We start from the raw sequence: 19,568 nt of genomic DNA on the forward strand, positions 1-19,568 counted from the left end.
CACGGCCGCGCTGATCCCCGGACGTGCGGGACGACCCCTAGGACGTTCCGTGAGATCACCCCTGGCGCGGTCGCGCGCCGTCGATCCGCCGCGACGCAGAACATCAGCGCTGGTCATAGCGTTGGCGCTGACCGCAGGCCTGATCGGGGCCGGCCCCGTCCCCGCGGTTGCCGCACCGGCCCCAAGCGCCGCCGCCGATGCGGAAACCGCGGCCGCCGAGAAAGACGGAATACAAGCCTCCGCCGAAGCGAAGCGCACCGGTAAGGCCGTCGAACTGGTCAATCGCAGGACCGAGACCGACGACGTCTGGGCAAATCCGGACGGTACGATGACGGCCAATCGCGCCCTCGTTCCGGTCCGCGTCCGGCACGACGGAAAGCTCGTTCCGGCGGACGCCACCTTGCGGGAGACCGAGGACGGACGGCTCTCCCCGAAGGCCGCACAGATCGGCCTGACTTTCTCCGGCGGCGGCGATGCCCCGCTCGCGGTGATGTCCGAGAACGGCCGGAACATCTCCCTCACCTGGCCCAAACCGCTCCCCAAGCCCACCCTGTCCGGGAACAGCGCCGTCTACCCCGAGGTGCTGCCGGGGGTCGATCTGCGGGTGACCGCGAACGTCGACAGCTTCTCGCACGCGCTGGTCGTCAAGACCCGCGAGGCCGCGCAGAACCCGGCCCTGGCCCGGCTGGACTTCGGCCTCAAGGCCAAGGGCCTGACCCTGCGCACCGAGACCGACGGCCAGCTGCGCGCCGTGGACCCCGCCGGCAAGACCCTCTTCGGCGCACCGAAGCCGCAGATGTGGGACGCCGGAAGCGAGCAGTCCGCCGCGCCCCGGCAGACGGATCCGCAACCGACCGCCGCGCAGAAGCCGGCCGCCCGCGCCCTCGCGTCCGCCGCCGGGCAGCCGGTCGCACCCGGCGCGACGCCGGCCGCCGAGCCCGTCAACGGCATCAACACCGGCGCCAAACAGGCCGACCTCGGCGTCCGGCTCCAGGGCGAGACGCTCACGCTCACCCCGGACCGGAACCTGCTGACGGGCCCCGGCACCACGTATCCCGTGGTCATCGACCCCACCTGGGACGCGTGGAAGCAGGCGTGGACGATCGCCTACAAGCACAACGCGTTCGCCAACTCCGCGAGCACGAACTACTGGAACGGCGGCACCCTCAGCAAGGACGCCCGCGTCGGCTGCGCCAAGGACGCCGCGAACGGCAACGCCGTCATCTGCGCCAAGACCTTCTTCCAGGTCGGGATGAAGGACTACTGGAACAAGCAGATCATCGAGTCCACGCTGCGCATCAAGCAGAAGTCCGCGGGTTCGTGGAGCTGCAAGTCCGGCGACATCCAGGTCTGGGACACCGGCACCATCTCCACCTCCACCACCTGGAACAACCAGCCGGCCTGGATCAGTCAGATCGACGCCACCGGCCAGTCGTTCGGCGGACGCAACTGCCCCGGCGACGGCGACCTCGTCGAGTTCAACGTCAAGTCGGCCGTGGCCGAGGCCGCGCAGAAGCACTGGGGCAACTGGACCTTCGGTCTGAAGGCCGCCAAGGACACCGTCGACGTCTCATGGCGCAAGCTCGACCCGAACAGCGCGCGCATCTCGACGACCTTCAACACCCCGCCGGAGCCCCCGAAGGAGCGCTCCACCGACCCTTCGGTGCCCTGCACCGGCGGGACCATCGGCGCGACCGACGAGGTCGTGCTGCGCGCACGGCTCCGGGACGCCGAGGACAACTCCCTGACCGCCGAGTTCCACTACTGGAAGGACGGCGCGTACGACCCGGTCAAGGCCAACGTGAAGGTCACCAACGGCAACGTCGCGCAGCTGCGCATCCCGGCGAAGGACCTGAGCGGCACCTACCGGTGGGACGTCCGGGCCCTGGACGGCGGTACCAGGCCCAGTGCCTGGGCGGGCCAGTGCCTGTTCACGGTCGACCGGACCCGGCCCGACAAGCGACCGTCCGTGACCTCGGCACAGTTCCCCGAGAACGACCCCGACAAGGCAGCCCCGGCACGCACCAACGGCACGTTCACCCTGGGTGCCAACGGCGTCAAGGACGTGAGCTCCTACCAGTGGTGGACGGACTCCGAGCCGCAGGTCCGCGACGTCAGGACCGCCGCCGCGGGCGGCTCGGTCGAGGTGGCGTACAAGCCGAGCACGGCCGGCCCGCAGCGCCTGTACGTGCGCAGCCTGGACCCCTCCGGCAACCGGTCGGACCTCAAGGAGTACCTCTTCTACGCCAAGCGGCTGCCCACCCGTGACAAGCCGGGCGACCTCAACGGCGACGGTACGGTGGACATCTGGAGCGTCGACCCGGGCTCCGGGCTGCTGTGGATGCACCCGGGCAAGGGCGACGGCCAGTTCGACCTGTCCCAGCAGCTCGACCGGGGCTCCTTCGCCGACGCCGCCTCGCTGACCCACCGCGGCAGTTGGAACGAGGACTACTACGAGGACCTCGTCGCCCTGCGGCCGAGCCCGGACAACTCCCGCAAGAACCTGTACGTCTACCCCGGCCGCGGCAACGGCGACCTGCTGAACGCCGACAGCGACCGCGTCGAGCTCAGCGTCGGCCGGCCCGACGAGGACGACCACTGGGCCAACGCCGACCAGGTCGTGTCCGTCTCCAGCGTCAACGACGACAACGAGGACGGGAAGATCGACGACTCCGACCAGGCGGACCTGCTGGTGAAGGAGGGGGACAGGCTCTGGCTGTACGCCGGCTCCACCACCACCTTCCTGGACGAGATGGGGCGCGGGCCGATCGCCCTCGGCAACGCCGACTGGAAGAACATGACCGTGATGTCGCCGGGCGACCTGAACGGCGACGCGCTTCCGGAGATCTGGGCCCGCGACACGGTCAGCGGCACCATCCACCAGTACACCAGCCGCAAGGCCGCCGAGGGCACCGCCGACTCCTGGACCGCCCTGGACCTGACCGTCTACGGCGACCCCGCGGTCCGCTACGCCTCCATCGGCAGCCCGTACACCGGCGCCGCCCTGCCGCACCTGGGGACAGAGGGCGACTTCGAGGGCGACGGCTACCCCGACCTGTGGTCCCGCAACGGCGACGGCCGCATCACCGAGTTCCCGGGCAAGGCCCTCGCCGACGGCCAGGCGTTCGCCTCCGGCCGGCAGCTCGTGCTCGGCGGCACCCCCTGGTCCGAGTGCCAGGCGTTCTCCTCCCCCGCCACCGGCACCCACACCCTGTGCGGCCCCATCCTGGCCAAGTTCCTGGCCAAGGGCGGCACCTCGATCGGCTACCCGACCACCGACGTGGTGGAGACCGGCGACCGGGCCGGCCGCTACGTCAACCTGCGCGGCCCCGGCCAGAGCAGTGACAACGGGTCCATCTACTGGCACCCCAACTCCGGTGCCTGGCTGGTGTGGGGCTCCATCCGCGCCAAGTGGCTCGCGCTCGGCGCGGAGAAGGGCATCCTCGGCTACCCGGCCTCCGACGAGACCGCCACCTTCGACGGCGTCGGCCGGTTCTCCACCTTCTACTCGGCAGCCGGCGGCAAGGGCGCCATCTACTGGACGCCCGAGACCGGCTCCTGGTCGGTGCACGGCAGCGTGTACGGCAAGTACGTCTCGCTCGGCGGCCCGGCCAGTCCCCTGGGCTACCCGGTCACCGACGAGACCAACGTCGGCGACGGCTCCGTCGCCCGCTTCAACCACTTCCGCAAGCGCACGGACACCGAGGCCACGGCCTCCGTCTACTGGACCAGGGCCAACGGCGCCTGGTCCGTGTTCGGTTCCATCCGCAAGCGCTGGATCGCCCTCGGCGGCGAGAAGAGCGTCCTCGGCTACCCGACGTCCGACGAGTACGACGTCGCGGGCGGTCCGCGGGAGGACTTCGAGAAGGGTTACATCCGCCACAACAGCACCACCGGGGCGACCGTCGAGCACCAGCCCGGCGACCGCACCGCGCACCTGCGCACCGACCTGTCCGGAGACTTCAACGGCGACGGCCGCACGGACCTCGCCACGGTCTACGACTACGGCGACGACACGACGGCGCTGTGGGTGCTCAACGCCCGCCCCGACGGCGGCTTCGAGGCCCCGACGGTCCGCTGGACGAGCGCCAAGGGCGGCTTCTCGTACCAGCGCGCCAAGTGGGTCAGCGGTGACTTCAACGGCGACGGCCGCACGGACATCGGCGCGATGTACGGCTACGCCGACGGCAGCAACGCGCTGTGGTCGTTCCTTTCCAACGCCACCGGCACCTTCACCCCGCTGAAGGGGCTGACCCTTCCGTCCGGCAACTTCGACTGGGCCAAGGCGGTCCCGCTGGCCGGCGACTTCAACGGCGACAAGCGCGCCGACATCGCGATGGTCTACGACTACGGCAACGGCGACGCCGGCGCCCACACGTGGACCGCCAAGTCCGACGGATCGTTCAACCCGGCGGTGGCCAGCTGGCGTACCGGACCGGGCAACTGGTGGATCTTCAATGCCACGTTCCGCTCCGGCGACGTGAACGGCGACGGCCGGGACGACTTCTTCGCCCTGTACGGATACTCGGCGGGCGGGGTGGCCATGTTCACCGGCCTGGGGCAGCCGAACGGCGGCTTCGCCGCCCCGGTGAAGTCCTGGACGCAGACGAAGGAGCAGTGGGACTACGCGCGCACCAAGTTCACGGTCGGCGACTACAACGGGGACGGCCGGGCCGACGCCGCCCTGATGTACGACTACGGGGACGGCCACGCGGCACTGTTCACGCTGACCGGCCAGCCGGGGGGCACCGTTGCCACGACGGGCTTGAAGAGCTGGGAGACCCCGGAGGGCTACTGGTACGCCGTCAACGCCGGCATGCCGGTGTCCGGCGACTCCGACGGCGACGGCCGGGACGACGTCCTGAGCATGTACAACTACTACGCCGGCGGCACCGGAGCGTTCACGCTGCAGGGACGTCAGGACGGCGGGTTCGAGAACGCATTCCTCAGCTGGCAGACCCTGCCCGGCACCTGGTGACGCGGTGACCGGCCACCGCTGAGCGGCCGGTGACCGTCCGCGTCCCACCCATGAGGCCTCGCACCGTCCCGGTGCGGGGCCTCACGTTCACGGCGAACGGCCGTCGGGGTTGCGCCCGTCACGCCGCCGTGCGCCGGGCGCGCTGTCGCCGGGGGCGGCGTCCAGGACGGCCCACGTCCGCCGGCCGTCGTCCGCCACGGCGGCCGTGACGAGCTGCTCCACGGCCGTCCCGAGCTCCCGCTCGTCCAAGGCCGGGTGACCCCAGCCGCGTACGGTCTCAACGGCGTGCCGGACCCCCTTCTTGGCCGCCCCCCGTCGGCCCGGAACGTGAGCGCGGCCGTGCGCCGGTTGCGCACGATCATGCGGGGCCGGCGTACGGCGGACTCCGTCTTCGGTTTCGTCGGGGGCTGCGGCCGCGGCGGTTCGACCGGCTTCTCCTGCGGCGGTGCGTCTTCGGCGGGTAAGTCGGATGCGGTTTGGGCCCCTTGGCCTCGGAACTGGTCAACCGGTCCCGCCCCGGATCCACGCTGCCGTTACACGCTTGTAACTCAGGGCACCTGCGTCGGAGGAGCAGTGACCACACACGGAAGTACAGGGCGAGCAGAGACCGGGGTGAGTCTGATGCAGTACTCGGGGACCGACACCACAACGACCGTCGCGGAACGTGGCCTTCGGCTCCGGGCGGACGGGCCGGGAGCCGTGGCGGAGGGCCGCCGGGCCGCAGCAGCGTTCCTGCGGAGTCTTGAGCCGCCCGTCGCGCCCGTGGTGCGGGACACCGTCGCGCTCGTCGTGTCGGAACTGGTCACCAACGCCCTGCGGCACGTCGGCGGTGACTGCGCCCTGCGGCTGACGGCCGGGGCGGACTCCATCGACGTCTTCGTCCACGATTCCAGCTCCCGGCCGCCGAGGATGCGGGCACCCGACCTGAACGGAAGCGCGGGCGGTTTCGGCTGGCCGATGGTCCATCGCCTCTCCACCGAGGTGACGGTCGCCCCTGACGAGGACGGCGGGAAGACCATCCGCGCGCGCCTGTCCCGGCACGATGTGGACGGCAGCCTGTAGGGCCGCTCGAACACCTTCCGAAGGCCTTTCGGCGATTTGGAGCACGCCGCCGGTTGAGAGGGGGTTCAGGCCTGCGAGGCGGCGGACAAGGTAGTGGGGTCGACGCCGGAGAGTTCGACGATCCGATGCGCCGGCACACCGGCGGCAAGGGCCCGGCGCAGCAGGGTGTCGCGGTTCTCCTTGCTCTCGCGGAATGCGAGCAGTTCCTCCTCGGCGCTCGCCACGGGGTCCGTGGCCGCGGCGCGCCGGACCCGCTCCAGTTCCGCGGCCCCCAGCGGGACCGGGAGCCGCTCGGCGGCCGCGGGGATCAGGCCGCTCTGCTCCGGGGGCACCACCCGGACGCTCGGGGATGCGGGGCTGACTCCCTGGGCGGCGAACCACGCCTGCACGGCGGGGGTGTCCAGGCACTCCAGCTCTCCGACGAGGGCCAGCGGCGTTCCCTGCCAACCGGAACCGGTATCCGTGAGGAACAGGTAGGCGTCATCCGTCATCGTGGGTCTCTCCTGGCACACCGTAGCTGTTGCGGATCGCGGTGCTCTTACCCCCTCCCGGCGGGATCAAGCCGGTTGTCCGCCCGCGCGGGCCCCGGTCCGGCCCGGGCCTCCGCGCGGGCGACGGGATCGCCGGGTCCGGCTCATGCACCGGGGGCGTTCAGGCCCCACGTCTGCAGGGCGAACGGCCGCCCCTTCTCCTCGCCGGTGATGAGCGGCACGTCCAGGAGGGTGAAACCGGCCCTGGTGGCCACGGCGACGCTCGCGGCGTTCTCCGCCTCCAGCTCCAGGATCACCTGCCGTACGCCCAGTTGCTCGAAGGCGTACGCCGCCAGCACCCGTACCGCGCGCGCCGCCAGCCCCTGGCCGCGGTGGGCCGGGCCCACCGCGTAGCCGAGCTCCGTGCCCTCGGGGGCTCGCCGCAGCATCACCTCGCCGAGCGGTTCGCCGCCGTCGACGGTGATGGCGAGCAGGATGACCGTGCCCTCCGCCCGCAGCTGCCGGTCCCGGTCCAGCCGCGCGCGGGCGGCCGCTTCGTCGAAGGGGGACACGATCGGCGTCCAGTACGCGATGTCGGGGTGGTCGAACAGCTTCGGCAGCGCGGGCAGGTCCGCCTCCGTCCAGTCGCGCAGGACGAGGCCCTCCCCCGAGAGCTCGATCCGGTCGGGAAAGGACGACGTTGCACTGCTCATGGTGGGGCACCTCTCCGGCACGTTCGGGACGAGGCAGGATAACCGGGGGCGGCCCAAGGCTCAGCAGCCTTTTCCGGGGATCTTGGTCCCCGGCCGGCCCGCCGTCCCGCTGAACGGCGCGGCCGCCGCTACGGCGCTGGAGTGAGCGGCGTGGCGGCCTCCCAGGTGAAGCCGTCCGGGTCGGCGAAGGAGCCGGCCTTGCCGCCGAGGGCGATGCGGTGCGATCCGGCGCCGTCGGCCGGGACGCCGAGATCCTTGGCCAGGGCGCCGCGCTTGTACAGGGCCAGCTTGACGGGGTCGGACTCGGCGGCGGTGAACTCGGTGTACTTGCCGCCGAAGCTCTTGCCCACGGTCAGGCCCTGGGCGACGTAGAACTGCTTGCTCGCCTTCACGTCCTCGACGCCGAGCAGGAGGACCATCTCGTCGATCTCGCGGGTGGCCGGGCCGGTGTCCTTCTTCGCCGAGGTCGCGACCTTCCAGATCGTCCCGTCCGGCGCCTGGACGACGCCGCCGTATCCCCACAGCGACTTCGCGGCGGGCTTGAGCACCGTGGCGCCGGCCTGTACGGCGGCGTCGAGGAAGCCGTCGACGGTGGCGGGCCGGGACACCGTGAGCGCCAGGGCGAAACCGCGGAACCCGGCGGAGTGCGCCCGGGACGCCCGCAGGCCGACGTACGCATCCACTCCGAAGGCGGTGTGGAAGCGGTGGGCCGCCTCGGGGTCGGCCACTTCGAGGATGACGGACGCGAGGGACGTGGGTGCTGTGGTGGTTGCCATGTGCATCACGCTAGGGGCCGCCCGGTACCCGGGGCTTCTCCGATCCTGCCCGGTGTTGTCGGGGCAGCGGAAAGGCTCCGCGCCCTGAGGCAGGGGGCGGAGCCTTTACGGCATGAGGCGAGGGTGGGTCGGTTCAGGCGTGGCTGTGGTGGCGCCTGTCGCCGGTGACCAGGCGGTAGACGGCGAGCAGGATGACGGAGCCGATGATGGCCGCGATCCAGGTGGAGAGATCGAAGAAGCCGTCGATGGAGTCGACGCCGAAGATGACCTTGCCGAGCCAGCCGCCGAGCAGGCCGCCCGCGATACCGATGAGCGTGGTGACGATGATGCCGCCCGGGTCCTTGCCCGGCATCAGCGCCTTGGCGATGAGACCCGCGAGCAGCCCTATGAGAATCCAGGCCAGAATGCCCATGATGCGCCTCCTACCTCGATGGATAAAGCCGTTGTCAACGGTCGTGTGCGCCGTGAAGACGGTTTCAAACGCCCCGTCTTCTGATCGTTTCGCTCGTCGAGTGCCACCGCCGTGGAAGGATCAAGGGCGCTCGCCGGGGCAGTGGAATGGCTGTCGGCCCCGGCCCGTGGCAGCGTTCGCTCCCGCGGCCGAGCGCTTGATGCCCAGCGTGCCCAGCGTGCCCAGTGGAGGAGAATCCCGTGTCCGTGCCCGACTTGCAGCACCAGCTTCAGTCGCTCCGCAAGCAGCTCGATGAGCAGCCGGCGCTCTCTTCGCAGGAGCGTGCGGATGTACACGCACTGATCGACAAGATCGAAGACCGGCTCCGGAGCGGCGCCGCCGCGCCCCACTCCGGCCTGGCCGGCGGGGTGAACCTGGCGGTGGAACGCTTCGAAGCCGGCCATCCGAAGGTCGCCGGGACTTTGCGCAGCATCGGCGTGGCGCTGGCCAACATCGGCATATGAAGCACCTGCTTCACCGGCCGCGGCGGCCCACGGCGGTCACCGTGCGCTGCGGTCGGCCGTGTTCCCGCCCGGGTCGTCGGTCAGTGCGATCAGTGCCGTGACGCTTTTGCCGACCGGCTCGCGCCGCACCTCGAAGGCCTGACTCACGGCGTGGGTGATCTCCAGTCCGTGCCGGCCGACTCGCTGCGGGTCGTGGGCGGCGACGTCCGGCAGGGACGAATCACCGTCCCACACCGACACCCGCACCGTGCCGTCGGTGATCCGCAGATCGAGCACGATCGGGCCGGGCGCGTACTTCACGGCGTTCGTCACCAGCTCGCTGACCACCAGCTCGGTCACGTCCAGGGCCCGCTCCGAGACCGGCAGCCCGTGCACGGTCCGCACATCGAGGAGGAAGCGCGTGGCCAGGTGCCGGGCGTTACCGATGCAGGCGGAGCCGCCCTCATAGGCGGCCGACGTCGACAGCGGCTCCCCGCGCTCCGCCTCTCGGCCTTCGCCCCCTGCGGCCCGCTCCATGCATCCCGCCCCGTCTCACATGATCGTCACACGAAAGTCACGCTGCGCCCGCGAAGCATCCCACGACTGCCCGGCGGCTGCCCCGCTTGCCCCGCAAATGGGGTCCAGCCCGACGCGAGAGGTTGACACCGCTCCGTCGTGTGCGCTTGCGTGGAGGGCAGGAGCTGCTCAGTAGCGCCACGACGAGAGCAGGAGACGGGATGACCCAGGCCCGCTTGACCGTCTCTCAGTACACGACCGCCTCCGGCGTGCGCGTCCTCGTCCCGGCCGGGGAGATCGATCACACGACCGCCAACGCCTTCCGCCGGGCTCTCACCGCGGACGGCAGTGGCGCCCGGCACACCGTCATCGACTTCCACGACGTCACGTTCATGGACTCCAGCGGCATCAACGTGCTGGTCGCCGTCAACAACGCGGCCCGGGCCCGCGGCGGTTGGCTGCGCCTGGCGCACACCCCGGGTCCGCTGGCGGATCTGCTGCGCGTCGTCGGCCTCGACCACGTCCTGTCCTGCTACCCCACTCTCCACGAAGCCCTCGCACCGGAAGCCGCCGCCTGACCCGAGTTCGGGCGAGGAAGCGTGCAGGCCGGTCCGCTGGGCACACGAGGGTCATGTCCGGAGAGCATGCACGCCCCACGCGCACACTTTTCCGTTCCGCCGCCGACTACGAGGTGCCCGCACACGGCGCGCGGCGGCTGCGCCGCAGCGGGTTCGGCAGGCGGCTGCGGCGCAGGGTCCTCGCGTACCGCGACATCGCCTTCCTCACCGCCCACATCCCCAGCGAGGGCGCCGGGCCCGGCGAGGAGTGTCTGCTCCTGGTGCGAGGCCGCAAGGTCGTCGGTCAGATCCACCACCGGATATGCACCGCCTGCGCCGAGGGCGTGATCACCGGCGTGGACCTCGACGGTCACCTCCGCTCCACCGGAATCGGCACCCGCGCCCTGTCGCACCTGCGGTCCCGCTACCCGGGCACCACCTGGCGCAGCACCTTGACCCTGCGTACGACGCGTGACCTGCTGCGTCGGATGCGGATCCCCGCGGCTCCGGCCGACGCCATGTGCGTGCACGCCCGCGCCGTGCAGGACGCGCCACAGCCGGCCGGCTGACCGGACGGGCCGGCTGACCGGACCGGCGGACGGACCGGCGGATGGACCGGCGGGGCCGGGGCACCAGCGAGGCATGGCCGTTCTTCGAAAGCTCGCCCGCCCCCTGCTCGCCGCCCCGTTCGTCGCTTCCGGACTGCGCACCCTGCGCCGTCCGGAAGCCGCGGCGGAACTCGCGCAACCCGTCGTCCGGGCCGTCGGAAAACGCATCCCGGCGCTGGCCGGCGACCCGCTGGGGCTGGTACGCGTCAACGGCGCGATCCAGACGGGAGCGGGGCTGCTGCTCGCCGCGGGACGCGCCCCGCGCCTGGCCGCGCTCACCCTCGCCGCCACACTGGTGCCGACCACCCTCGTCGAACACGCCTTCTGGACGGTGGAGGACCCGGAGGAACGGGCCCGCCGGCGCGCCCACTTCCTGACGGACCTCTCCGCACTGGGCGGGCTGCTCATCGCCGCCGCTGACACCCACGGCAAGCCGTCGCTCGCCTACCGGTCCCGGCACGTACTCGACCGCCGGCATCCGGTGCGGGCGGTTCGGCGCCCCGTCGAGGCGGCCGCGGCGCGTTCGGCCGCCCGGGCCAAGGCCGTGGCACGCGGTGACCGCTGAGCACCGTCACGGCCGACCGCCGGACCCGCGCGCCCGGGCCGCTCCGCCGGAGCGTGGCAGTGCCTGTGCCCGTCCGTGGCCTCACCCCGCGCACTGTCGCCGACCGCTCGTAGGGTGAGGTCATGGCGATCAAGGCACCAGCGACAGGCAACGGCCCCCGGCTGCTCTACGGATGCATGGCCCTCGGAGGAAGTTGGGACACCGGCTCGTACCGGGCCGCCGACATCGACGCGGCCGAGGCCGCGGTCGAGGCCGCGCTCGACAGCGGAATCAGCGTGTTCGACCACGCCGACATCTACCGGCACGGGAAGGCGGAAGCCGTCTTCGGCGAGGTCCTCGCCCGCACACCGGAGTTGCGCGACCGGATCACCCTGCAGACCAAGTGCGGGATCCGGCTCGCCGACGGTGAGCGGCCCGGCAGCTACGACCTGCGGGGCGTCAGCATCACCCGCCGGGTCGAGGAGAGCCTGACCCGCCTGCGGACCGACGTCATCGACGTCCTGCTGCTGCACCGGCCCGACCCACTGGCCGACCCGGAGGACACCGCGGCGGCGCTCACCTCGCTCCGCCGGCAGGGGCTGGTACGCGCGTTCGGCGTGTCCAACATGAACGCGGCCCAGATCGCCCGGCTCCAGGCACACCTCGACTTCCCGCTCGTCGCGAACCAGTTGGAGATGAGCCTGGACCGCCGGGACTGGCTGGAGGACGGGGTGCTCGTCAACACCCCCGCCGCGGCGGCAGGCGGCTTCCCTTCCGGCACGATCGAGTACTGTCTCGCGAGCGGCATCGGCCTCCAGGCCTGGGGCGCCCTGGCCCAAGGCCGCTACACCGGGCGGCAGGAGAGCCCGGAGCAGCACGCGGCCGCCCTGCTCCTGCGTACGCTGGCCGAGGCCAAGGGCACGACACCGGAGACGGTCCTGCTGTGGTGGCTACAGCGGCATCCGGCCCGGATCGTCCCCGTCGTCGGCAGCGGGCGCCCGGACCGCATCCGCGCCTGCCGCGACGCGGCGGTGCGCGAGCCCGACCTCACGCACGAGGAGTGGTACGCCCTCTGGCTCGCCGCCCGTGGCGCACCGCTGCCGTAGCGGGGGCCGCGCGCTGCCCGGGGCTGCCCGGGCAGCGCGCGAAGGGCGTCGTGCCGTGATCCGGTGTGCCGCAATCCGGGGTGGGCGGGACGGGTCAGTCCTGGCGGCCCGGCAGGATCTCCTTGACCTTGGCCATGGCGAAGCCCAAGCCCTGCGACACGGTCGGTTTGCCCGGCACAGCCACTTCCTCGGGGTTGGTGAGGACGTCCAGCAGGACCGGGCCCGGGGTGTCGAAGGCCCGGCGTACCGCGTCGTCCAGCTCCGCCGGGTCGGTGACCCGGATCCCCGTCAGGCCCAGGGCCGAGGCGACGGCGGCGAAGTCGGGGTTGTCGAGCTCCGTACCGAACTCGGGCAGGCCCATCTGCTCCTGCTCCAGCTTGACCATGCCCAGCCGGCGGTTGTCGAAGACGACGAGCTTCACCGGCAGCCGGTACGTCTTGATCGTCATCAGGTCGCCCAGCAGCATGCTCAGGCCGCCGTCCCCGCAGAAGGCGACGATCTGCCGGTCGGGCGCCCAGAGCTGGGCTCCCAGCGCCTGGGGCATGGCATTGGCCATCGAGCCGAGGTTGTACGAACCGATCAGGCGCCGGCTGCCGCGCATGGTGACGAAGCGGGACAGCCAGACGGTGGCCATTCCGGTGTCGGAGGTGAAGACGGCGTCCTCGGCCGCGTGCGCGTCCACCGCCGCGGCCAGTGCCTCGGGGCGGATCTCGTGGTCCCGGTTGTCCAGCGCCGCCCGCAGTTTCCCGGTCACACGGTGCTCGTGCGCGGGGTCGGCCAGCCGCTGCTGCCCTTCCTGCCATTTGACGAACCGCTCCCGCGCGTCGTCCAGGTGGGCGCGCTCGCGGGCCCCTTCCAGCAGCCGCAACAGGGCCCGCAGGGTGGCGCCCACGTCACCGGCCAGGCCCACGTCGACGGAGGTCCGGCGCCCCAAGTGGTCCTCGCGTGCGTCGACCTGTACCACCTTGACGTCCTGCGGGTACCACTCCCGGTACGGGAAGTCGGTCCCCAGCATGAGCAACGCGTCCCCGCTGTCGAGCGCATGGGCCGCGGCGGGGTTGCCGATGAGGCCGGTCTGACCCACCTGGAAGGGATTGTCGTCCTCGAACCCCTCCTTCGCCTTCAGGGTGAGCACCATGGGCGCGGCCAGCAGCTCGGCGGCCTGCATGACCTCGGCGCGGGCCTCGCGGGCGCCCTGGCCGACGAGCAGCGTGACGCGGGACGCCTCGTTCAGCAGGGCGGCGGCCCGCTCCAGCATCGGGTCGTCGGGGCGGGTGACGGCGCGGTCGAGGGCGAAGCGGGTGGGCCGGTCGTCGGTCAGCTCCTGGTCGCCGAGGTCCCCGGGAACGGTAAGGACGGCCACGCCGCCCTGCGTCACCGCGGCCCGTACGGCGGATTCGAGCAGGCGCGGCATCTGGTCCGGGGAGGTGACGGTGGCCCGGTAGACGGCCACGTCACGGAAGAGGAGGTCGTTGTCGACTTCCTGGAAGTAGTCGCTGCCGATCTCGGCGAGCGGAACCTGGCCGCAGATGGCGAGGACGGGGGCGTGGCTCTTGGCGGCGTCGTAGAGGCCGTTCAGCAGGTGGACGGAACCGGGCCCCACCGTGCCCATGCAGACCCCGAGGGTTCCGGAGAGCTGGGACTGCGCCCCGGCGGCGAAGGCCGCGACTTCTTCGTGCCGGCAGCCGACCCACTCCAGGCCGTCGGTGGTACGGATGGCGTCGGTCAGCGGGTTCAGGGCGTCTCCTACGACGCCGAAGACGTGCTGGACGCCCAGCTCCTTCAGTGCGCTGACGATCACGTTGGCGACGGTACGTGCCACGGAAGTGCCCTTCGGTCCGGTTGCGGCCCCTCGGTGCGGTGCCGGGGGGAATCAGCTGGTGAAGCGGTCGGGATCGGCCGCCTCCCAGTCGCCTGCCCAGCCTTCGGGCGGAGATGCGAGCAGCTCGCCGGGGGTGAGCCAGGCGTGCAGTTCGGCGTACGAGCGGACGGTGTGCGGGTCCACCCGGTGCAGCAGCATGTGGGGCCGCAGCCCGCGCGGGTCCGCGACGCCCATCGACGCCATGATCTGGAGGGCGCTCTTCACGGTCGCCTCCTGGTAGCGCCGGACCCGCTGCGACTTGTCGCCGACGTCCACGGCGCGGGCGCGCCGCTCGTCCTGGGTCGCGACGCCGACCGGGCAGGTGTTGGTGTGGCAGCGCTGCGCCTGGATGCACCCGATCGCGAACATCATGGCGCGGGCGGCGTTGGTGTAGTCGGCGCCCTGGAGGAGGCGTTTGACGAGGTCGCTGCCGGTGGCTACCTTGCCCGAGGCCCCGATCCGGATGCGGTCGCGCAGGCCGGCGCCCACGAGCGCGTTGTGCACGGTCATCAGCCCCTCGTCGAGCGGCAGGCCGACGTTGTCGGCGAACTCCAGGGGTGCCGCGCCCGTCCCGCCCTCCGCCCCGTCGACGACGATGAAGTCGGGCGTGGTGTCCTCTTCCAGCATGGCCTTGCACACGGCGAGGAACTCGCGGCGCGAGCCGACGCACAGCTTGAAACCGACCGGCTTGCCGCCGGCGAGCCGGCGCATCCGGGCCAGGAAGCGCACCAGCTCGCGCGGGGTGGAGTACACGCGGTGGTACGGCGGCGAGATCACGGTCTCCCCCTGCGGCACCCCGCGCACCTTCGCTATCTCCGCGTTGACCTTGGCCCCGGGCAGGACGCCGCCGATGCCGGGCTTCGCACCCTGGCTGATCTTCAACGACACGCACTTGACCTGGGGGTGTGTGGCCTTCTCCGCGAACTGCCGTTCGTCGAAGTCCCCTTCTTCGGTACGGCAGCCGAAGTATCCGGTGCCGATCTCCCACACGAGGTCACCGCCGGGCCGCAGGTGGTACTCGGACAGGCCGCCCTCGCCGGTGTCGTGGGCGAAGCCGCCGAGCCGCGCGCCGGTGTTGAGGGCCAGGACCGCGTTGCCGGACAGCGAGCCGAAGCTCATCGCGGAGACGTTCAGGAGGGCCATGTCGTACGGCTGGGTGCAGTCGGGTCCGCCGATCCGGACCCGGGGCGGGTCGGTGCGTACCGGGAGCGGGGCCATGGAGGGGGTGAGGTATTCGCTGCCGGGCCGGTAGAGGTCGAGCTCGGTGCCGAAGGGTTCCTCGGCGTCAGTGCCCTTGGCCCGCTCGTAGACGATGCTGCGGATGTCGCGGTCGAAGGGGCTGCCGTCGACGTTGCGCTCGATGAAGTATTGCTGGATCTCGGGCCGCAGGGCCTCCAGGGCGAACCGCAGGTGCCCGAGGAGAGGGTAGTTCCGCAGGATGGAATGCCGCCGTTGCAGCAGGTCGTGGACGGCGATCAGCAGGAGCAGCAGCAGGGGCGCGGCCGCGGCCCACCACAAGGGCGAGCCGAGGAGGGCGGCGAGCGTCGCGAGCGCCGCCGTCGAGCCGACGAGGACCACCAGAAGTATCTTGAGCACGCCCCGCTTGTGTCCGCATGCCCGCGCGCCAATCCCGCTGGCCGGACGGTGGTGCATGAAAGATGCATGAAGTCGGCGCGCTGAAGCATGCGGGTGGCATGGAATGCGTCGTGTACGAGGAACGATCGGGCCGGGCGGAGACGGTGGAGTGCGGCCTGGAGGACGAGGCCTGCCGGCTGGTGCTCAAGCGCTTGCGCGGGTTGGGCGAGGGCGAGTTCGGCTGGGTGCGGCTGGTCGACCCGGCCGAGGCCGAGCTGGTGCAGCTGGCCGGGGAGCTGGGCCTGCATCCGCTGGCGGTCGAGGACGCGGTCCAGGCACGGCAGCGCCCGAAGCGGGAACGCTTCGGAGACGTGCTGGCCGTCGCGTTGAAGACGCTCTGGTACGTCGATGCGGAGGCCGCGGTGGAGACCGGGCAGCTGATGCTCTTCGTCGGGCCCAGGTACGTCCTCACCGTGCGGCACGGTCCGGTCGATCCGGCCGCGGAAGCGGCCCGGCGGCTCGAAGCCGACCCCGGCATGCTGCGGTTCGGCCCGCTGTCCGTGCTGCACGCCGTGCTCGACGTGGCCGTGGACGCGTACGGCGATGCCGCGGACAAGGTGCGGGCCGCGCTCACCGCGCTGGAGGACTGCGTCTTCTCCACCTCCCGCGTCGACCACACCGAGGCGATCTACTCCCTCAAACGGGAGGTGCGGGAGTTCCGGGACGCGGTAGCGCCCCTGGTCCCCGTCCTCCAGGGGCTCCTGGCCGGCCCGAGGCAGGGCGGCCCGGGGCAGGGCGGCCAGGGCCATCCGCCGAAGGCACTGCCCTACTTCCGCGACGTGGCCGACCATCTGAGCCGTACCGACACCGAGGTCCGGTCCCTGGACGAGCTGCTGACCTCGGTCCTGGACGCGCAGCAGGCGCGGGTGGGGACCTGGCAGAACGACGACATGCGCCGCATCTCGGCCTGGGCGGCGATCTTCGCGATCCCCACCATGGTCGCGGGCGTCTACGGGATGAACTTCGAGCACATGCCCGAGCTGGGCTGGAGCTACGGCTACCCGCTCGCCCTCGGCCTCATGGCCCTGGCCTCCGGTCTCCTCTACCGCGCCTTCCGCCGCAACGGCTGGCTGTAGCCGCACACACCCGTCAGCGGCCCCTGCTGCCGGGGAGTGGCAGGCTCGGCCGGGCCGATCGGCACGGCGGCCGCAGGTTCAGCCCTGGTCCGCGCTGGACAGGGCGTTGCTGATCAGGCGGGTGGCGTAATCGCGGTCACCGGTGAGCCGGTTGATGTGCTCCGCGAGCAGGAAGGCGGTGGCTTCGAGGGGGTTCATCTCGTCCGGGGTCCACTCTCCGTACTGCTTCCGCCACAGGCTGGGGCTCAGGCCGGTGCCCGCCGCGATGACCATGCCGGCCATGGTGGGGATGAACTCGGGACGGACGCTCTTGCGCATCGTGCGCATGGTGGCCACGAGGTCGGGCACCACGTACTCGATGACGTCCTTGTCGTGGCCTTCGTACGCCTTTCGCAGCCAGGTCATGAACATGTAGATGAGGGTGCAGGCGCCGTCCAGCAGGTCCCGGGCTCCCCCGGGCGTCAAAGACGCGAGGAACTGGTCGATCAGTGCCCGCTGTTCGGGATCGGTACCGGTCTTGCCGTCGTAAATGGCCTTGAGCCGGGAGTCGATCACCATGAGCGCTGCGCCCACATCACCGGCAGGAGCGTACTGGGGGTCATACGACGACGACACGGATCCTCCTCATGAGACCGCGGCAGGCAGCACGGCATGACCGTACGGTAGACCGCCGAGGAGACGAGGTCCGACGAATCCCAGTAAAGGGCCTTCTGCCGGCCGCCCCCGCCAACGCCACGGCGGGGCCGCCGAGTCCACCGGACGAGCGGCCCCGCAAGGGCCCGCCCGACCTGACGTACGGTCACACGTCCCAGGTGACCGGGAGCTTCTTCACGCCGTGGATGTCCGCGGTCTCCGGGCGCACGGCAACGTCTTCGGCCGGCACGGCCAGGCGCAGCGTGGGGAAGCGCTGGAGCAGCGCGGAGAGCGCGACCCGCATCTCGACCCGGGCCAGCTGCTGGCCCAGGCACAGGTGGACGCCGTGGCCGAAGGCCAGGTGGCCGCCGGACTCCCGCCGGAGGTCGAGCACATGGGGATCGGCGAAGCGCTCCGGGTCGCGGTTGGCGGTGTTGTACGACAGGACGACCGTCGTGCCGGCTTCGATGACCTGGCCGCCCACCTCGACGTCCACCAGCGCCGTCCGCATGAACGACTTGGCGACGCTCAGATAGCGCAGCAGCTCTTCCACGGCCTGGTCGATGAGGGCGGGATCGGCGCGCAGCGCGGCCAGTTGCGCCGGGTTCTGGAGCAGCGCGAAGGTCCCGAGGGCCAGCATGTTCGCGGTGGTGTCGAAGCCGGCCGCCAGCAGGATCAGGCTGATCCCCTGCAGCTCCTCGTCGGTCAGGTCGCTGTCGGTGAGTTCGCTGAGCACGTCGTCGGTGGGGTTAGCGCGCTTGGCGGCGACCAGTTGGGCGAGGTAGTCCTGGGTCGCCGTATAGGCCGCCAGCAGGTCCTCGTCGTTCGTCTCCCCGTTCATGAACTTGTCGATCTGTTCCTGGAAGGAGTCCCGCTCCTCGTACGGCACGCCCAGCAGTTCACAGATGATGATGGTGGGGATCGGCTTGGCGAACGCGGCCACCAGGTCCGCCGACGGACCGGCCGCCTCCATGGCGTCGAGGCAGTCGGCGGTGATCTGCTCGATGCGCTCGGTGAGCAGTCTCATCCGGCGTGCGGTGAACTTGCCCACCAGCGGTTTCCGGTAACGCCCGTGCTGCGGTTCGTCCATGAGGAGGAACTCGCCGGGCGGCGCGGGAGGGATCTGGAAGTCGACCACGTTCAGGAGCTCTTTGCGCGAGCTGAACCGCGGGTCGGCCAGGACCGACCTGACCAGGCCGTATCCGGTGATGAGCCAGCCGGGCCGGCCACCGGGGTGGGTGTAGCGGCTGATGGGGCCGCGCCGGTGGGCGTCGGTCAGCTCTGCCGGCGGGCCGAAAGGGCAGCCGGGCCGGCGCTCCGCCGGAGGCGTCGTGACGGTGTGCAGGGATTCACTCATGGCCGTTCCTCATCTCGCGACGATACGTGTTTGACGCGCACCGAAAGCTACGTTGCGTTCACGGAACGGTCAATCAAGTGAAAATCATCCCCGCAGGTGAGAGGCAGTAAATTGATGCAATGGCCGTGAGAGTTAATGCAATGAGGCGTTGCAATGCAGGCTGGAAAACGCAAAGACGCCCGGCCGGAAAGTCCGGCCGGGCGTGTTCGTGCGTCTGCTGCCACTGGCGGCTTAGTACCAGTGGTGCGACTGCCAGAAGTTCCAGGCGCCCACGGGGCTGCCGTAGCGGGAGTTCATGTAGTCCAGGCCCCACTTGATCTGGGTGGCCGGGTTGGTCTTCCAGTCGGAGCCCGCGGAGGCCATCTTCGAGGCCGGCAGGGCCTGGACCAGGCCGTACGCGCCCGAAGAGGAGTTCGTGGCGGTGTGGTCCCAGCCACTCTCGCGGGAAACGATGTTGTCGAAGGCCGCGAACTGCGCCGGGTCCTTGATCATCTGCTGGGCGATCGCCTTGGCGCTCGTCGGGGCCGCCTGGGCGGGCACCGTGGCGAGCATGGAACCGGCGACACCGAGGGCGACGACGGTACCCGCGAGGGTCTTCTTCGAAGCGGCGATGCGGCGGATGACAGCGTTGGACACGGAGGGAACCTTCCGAAGGGGACAAGGGCGGTCGCGGCATGCCGGAGCATGCGTGAGCCACTCACGCGAGGGAGAGGGGCTCGTCTGGCGGGGGGCGGATGCCCCTGCCGCCGTGGCGACTCATCCAGTTCTACAGACGCCCCGAC

General features: G+C 71.1%; 19 protein-coding genes. 8 read left to right on the plus strand and 11 right to left on the minus strand.

Annotated elements, in window-relative coordinates; translation table 11 throughout:
* The first annotated feature begins 328 nt into the window (after window positions 1–328).
* Window positions 329–4,978: an FG-GAP-like repeat-containing protein gene (locus tag ACZ4M3_RS21740; protein WP_467734980.1), complete on the plus strand. Its 4,650-nt coding sequence runs from the start codon at window positions 329–331 to the stop codon at window positions 4,976–4,978.
* A gap of 87 nt (window positions 4,979–5,065) precedes the next feature.
* On the opposite strand, the gene ACZ4M3_RS21745 is transcribed toward ACZ4M3_RS21740, so the two are convergent.
* A complete protein-coding gene (locus ACZ4M3_RS21745; RefSeq protein ID WP_467734982.1) occupies window positions 5,066–5,227 on the minus strand; it encodes a hypothetical protein in 162 nt (53 codons plus the stop codon).
* 372 nt (window positions 5,228–5,599) lie between these two features.
* Between ACZ4M3_RS21745 and ACZ4M3_RS21750 the strand changes: the two genes are divergently transcribed.
* On the plus strand, window positions 5,600–6,040 hold the full coding sequence (locus tag ACZ4M3_RS21750; protein WP_467734984.1) for an ATP-binding protein: 441 nt from the start codon (window positions 5,600–5,602) through the stop codon (window positions 6,038–6,040).
* 65 nt (window positions 6,041–6,105) lie between these two features.
* On the opposite strand, the gene ACZ4M3_RS21755 is transcribed toward ACZ4M3_RS21750, so the two are convergent.
* The 4 genes from ACZ4M3_RS21755 to ACZ4M3_RS21770 all read right to left on the minus strand — a co-directional run bounded on the left by ACZ4M3_RS21755 (window position 6,106) and on the right by ACZ4M3_RS21770 (window position 8,411).
* Complete coding sequence (locus ACZ4M3_RS21755) at window positions 6,106–6,531, minus strand: DUF6003 family protein (protein WP_467734986.1); 426 nt, start codon at window positions 6,529–6,531, stop codon at window positions 6,106–6,108.
* Window positions 6,532–6,674: 143 nt separating this feature from the next.
* Window positions 6,675–7,223 carry a GNAT family N-acetyltransferase gene (locus ACZ4M3_RS21760; protein WP_467734988.1) on the minus strand — a complete coding sequence of 183 codons (549 nt, stop codon included), beginning with the start codon at window positions 7,221–7,223 and terminating at the stop codon, window positions 6,675–6,677.
* A gap of 128 nt (window positions 7,224–7,351) precedes the next feature.
* Window positions 7,352–8,005: a glyoxalase gene (locus tag ACZ4M3_RS21765; RefSeq protein WP_467734990.1), complete on the minus strand. Its 654-nt coding sequence runs from the start codon at window positions 8,003–8,005 to the stop codon at window positions 7,352–7,354.
* A 127-nt stretch (window positions 8,006–8,132) separates the two neighbouring features.
* Complete coding sequence (locus ACZ4M3_RS21770; protein ID WP_467734992.1) at window positions 8,133–8,411, minus strand: GlsB/YeaQ/YmgE family stress response membrane protein; 279 nt, start codon at window positions 8,409–8,411, stop codon at window positions 8,133–8,135.
* Window positions 8,412–8,650: 239 nt separating this feature from the next.
* On the opposite strand from ACZ4M3_RS21770, the gene ACZ4M3_RS21775 reads away from it, so the two are divergent.
* Window positions 8,651–8,914: a DUF4404 family protein gene (locus ACZ4M3_RS21775; RefSeq protein ID WP_467734994.1), complete on the plus strand. Its 264-nt coding sequence runs from the start codon at window positions 8,651–8,653 to the stop codon at window positions 8,912–8,914.
* A 36-nt stretch (window positions 8,915–8,950) separates the two neighbouring features.
* Here ACZ4M3_RS21775 and ACZ4M3_RS21780 read toward each other — a convergent pair whose 3' ends face one another.
* Complete coding sequence (locus ACZ4M3_RS21780; protein ID WP_467734996.1) at window positions 8,951–9,430, minus strand: ATP-binding protein; 480 nt, start codon at window positions 9,428–9,430, stop codon at window positions 8,951–8,953.
* Window positions 9,431–9,630: 200 nt separating this feature from the next.
* Between ACZ4M3_RS21780 and ACZ4M3_RS21785 the strand changes: the two genes are divergently transcribed.
* From ACZ4M3_RS21785 to ACZ4M3_RS21800, 4 genes are all read left to right on the plus strand, one after another.
* The gene (locus tag ACZ4M3_RS21785) at window positions 9,631–9,987 is read left to right on the plus strand and encodes an STAS domain-containing protein (RefSeq protein WP_467734997.1); all 357 of its coding nucleotides are present in this window, start codon (window positions 9,631–9,633) and stop codon (window positions 9,985–9,987) included.
* 53 nt (window positions 9,988–10,040) lie between these two features.
* Window positions 10,041–10,535: a hypothetical protein gene (locus tag ACZ4M3_RS21790; RefSeq protein WP_467734999.1), complete on the plus strand. Its 495-nt coding sequence runs from the start codon at window positions 10,041–10,043 to the stop codon at window positions 10,533–10,535.
* A gap of 73 nt (window positions 10,536–10,608) precedes the next feature.
* Entirely contained in the window at window positions 10,609–11,139 is a 531-nt protein-coding gene (locus ACZ4M3_RS21795) for a DoxX family protein (RefSeq protein WP_467735001.1), read from the plus strand.
* 122 nt (window positions 11,140–11,261) lie between these two features.
* The gene (locus tag ACZ4M3_RS21800) at window positions 11,262–12,224 is read left to right on the plus strand and encodes an aldo/keto reductase (protein ID WP_467735003.1); all 963 of its coding nucleotides are present in this window, start codon (window positions 11,262–11,264) and stop codon (window positions 12,222–12,224) included.
* 94 nt (window positions 12,225–12,318) lie between these two features.
* Here ACZ4M3_RS21800 and ACZ4M3_RS21805 read toward each other — a convergent pair whose 3' ends face one another.
* Together ACZ4M3_RS21805 and ACZ4M3_RS21810 are read right to left on the minus strand one after the other, a co-directional pair.
* Entirely contained in the window at window positions 12,319–14,046 is a 1,728-nt protein-coding gene (locus tag ACZ4M3_RS21805) for a thiamine pyrophosphate-dependent enzyme (protein WP_467735005.1), read from the minus strand.
* A gap of 51 nt (window positions 14,047–14,097) precedes the next feature.
* Window positions 14,098–15,681 carry an FMN-binding glutamate synthase family protein gene (locus ACZ4M3_RS21810; protein ID WP_467735007.1) on the minus strand — a complete coding sequence of 528 codons (1,584 nt, stop codon included), beginning with the start codon at window positions 15,679–15,681 and terminating at the stop codon, window positions 14,098–14,100.
* Window positions 15,682–15,791: 110 nt separating this feature from the next.
* Here ACZ4M3_RS21810 and ACZ4M3_RS21815 point away from each other — a divergent pair, with 110 nt between their 5' ends.
* Entirely contained in the window at window positions 15,792–16,796 is a 1,005-nt protein-coding gene (locus ACZ4M3_RS21815) for a magnesium and cobalt transport protein CorA (RefSeq protein WP_467735009.1), read from the plus strand.
* Window positions 16,797–16,874: 78 nt separating this feature from the next.
* Here the strand turns inward: ACZ4M3_RS21815 and ACZ4M3_RS21820 are convergent, their stop codons facing one another.
* The 3 genes from ACZ4M3_RS21820 to ACZ4M3_RS21830 all read right to left on the minus strand — a co-directional run bounded on the left by ACZ4M3_RS21820 (window position 16,875) and on the right by ACZ4M3_RS21830 (window position 19,422).
* Entirely contained in the window at window positions 16,875–17,411 is a 537-nt protein-coding gene (locus tag ACZ4M3_RS21820) for a hypothetical protein (RefSeq protein ID WP_467735011.1), read from the minus strand.
* Window positions 17,412–17,595: 184 nt separating this feature from the next.
* On the minus strand, window positions 17,596–18,786 hold the full coding sequence (locus tag ACZ4M3_RS21825) for a cytochrome P450 (RefSeq protein ID WP_467735013.1): 1,191 nt from the start codon (window positions 18,784–18,786) through the stop codon (window positions 17,596–17,598).
* Window positions 18,787–19,017: 231 nt separating this feature from the next.
* Window positions 19,018–19,422 (minus strand): aggregation-promoting factor C-terminal-like domain-containing protein, encoded by a 405-nt coding sequence (locus ACZ4M3_RS21830; protein ID WP_467735015.1) that lies wholly within the window; start codon window positions 19,420–19,422, stop codon window positions 19,018–19,020.
* Between the last annotated feature and the right edge of the window lie 146 nt (window positions 19,423–19,568).

It is taken from the genome of Streptomyces sp. NPDC026522 (assembly GCF_055567555.1).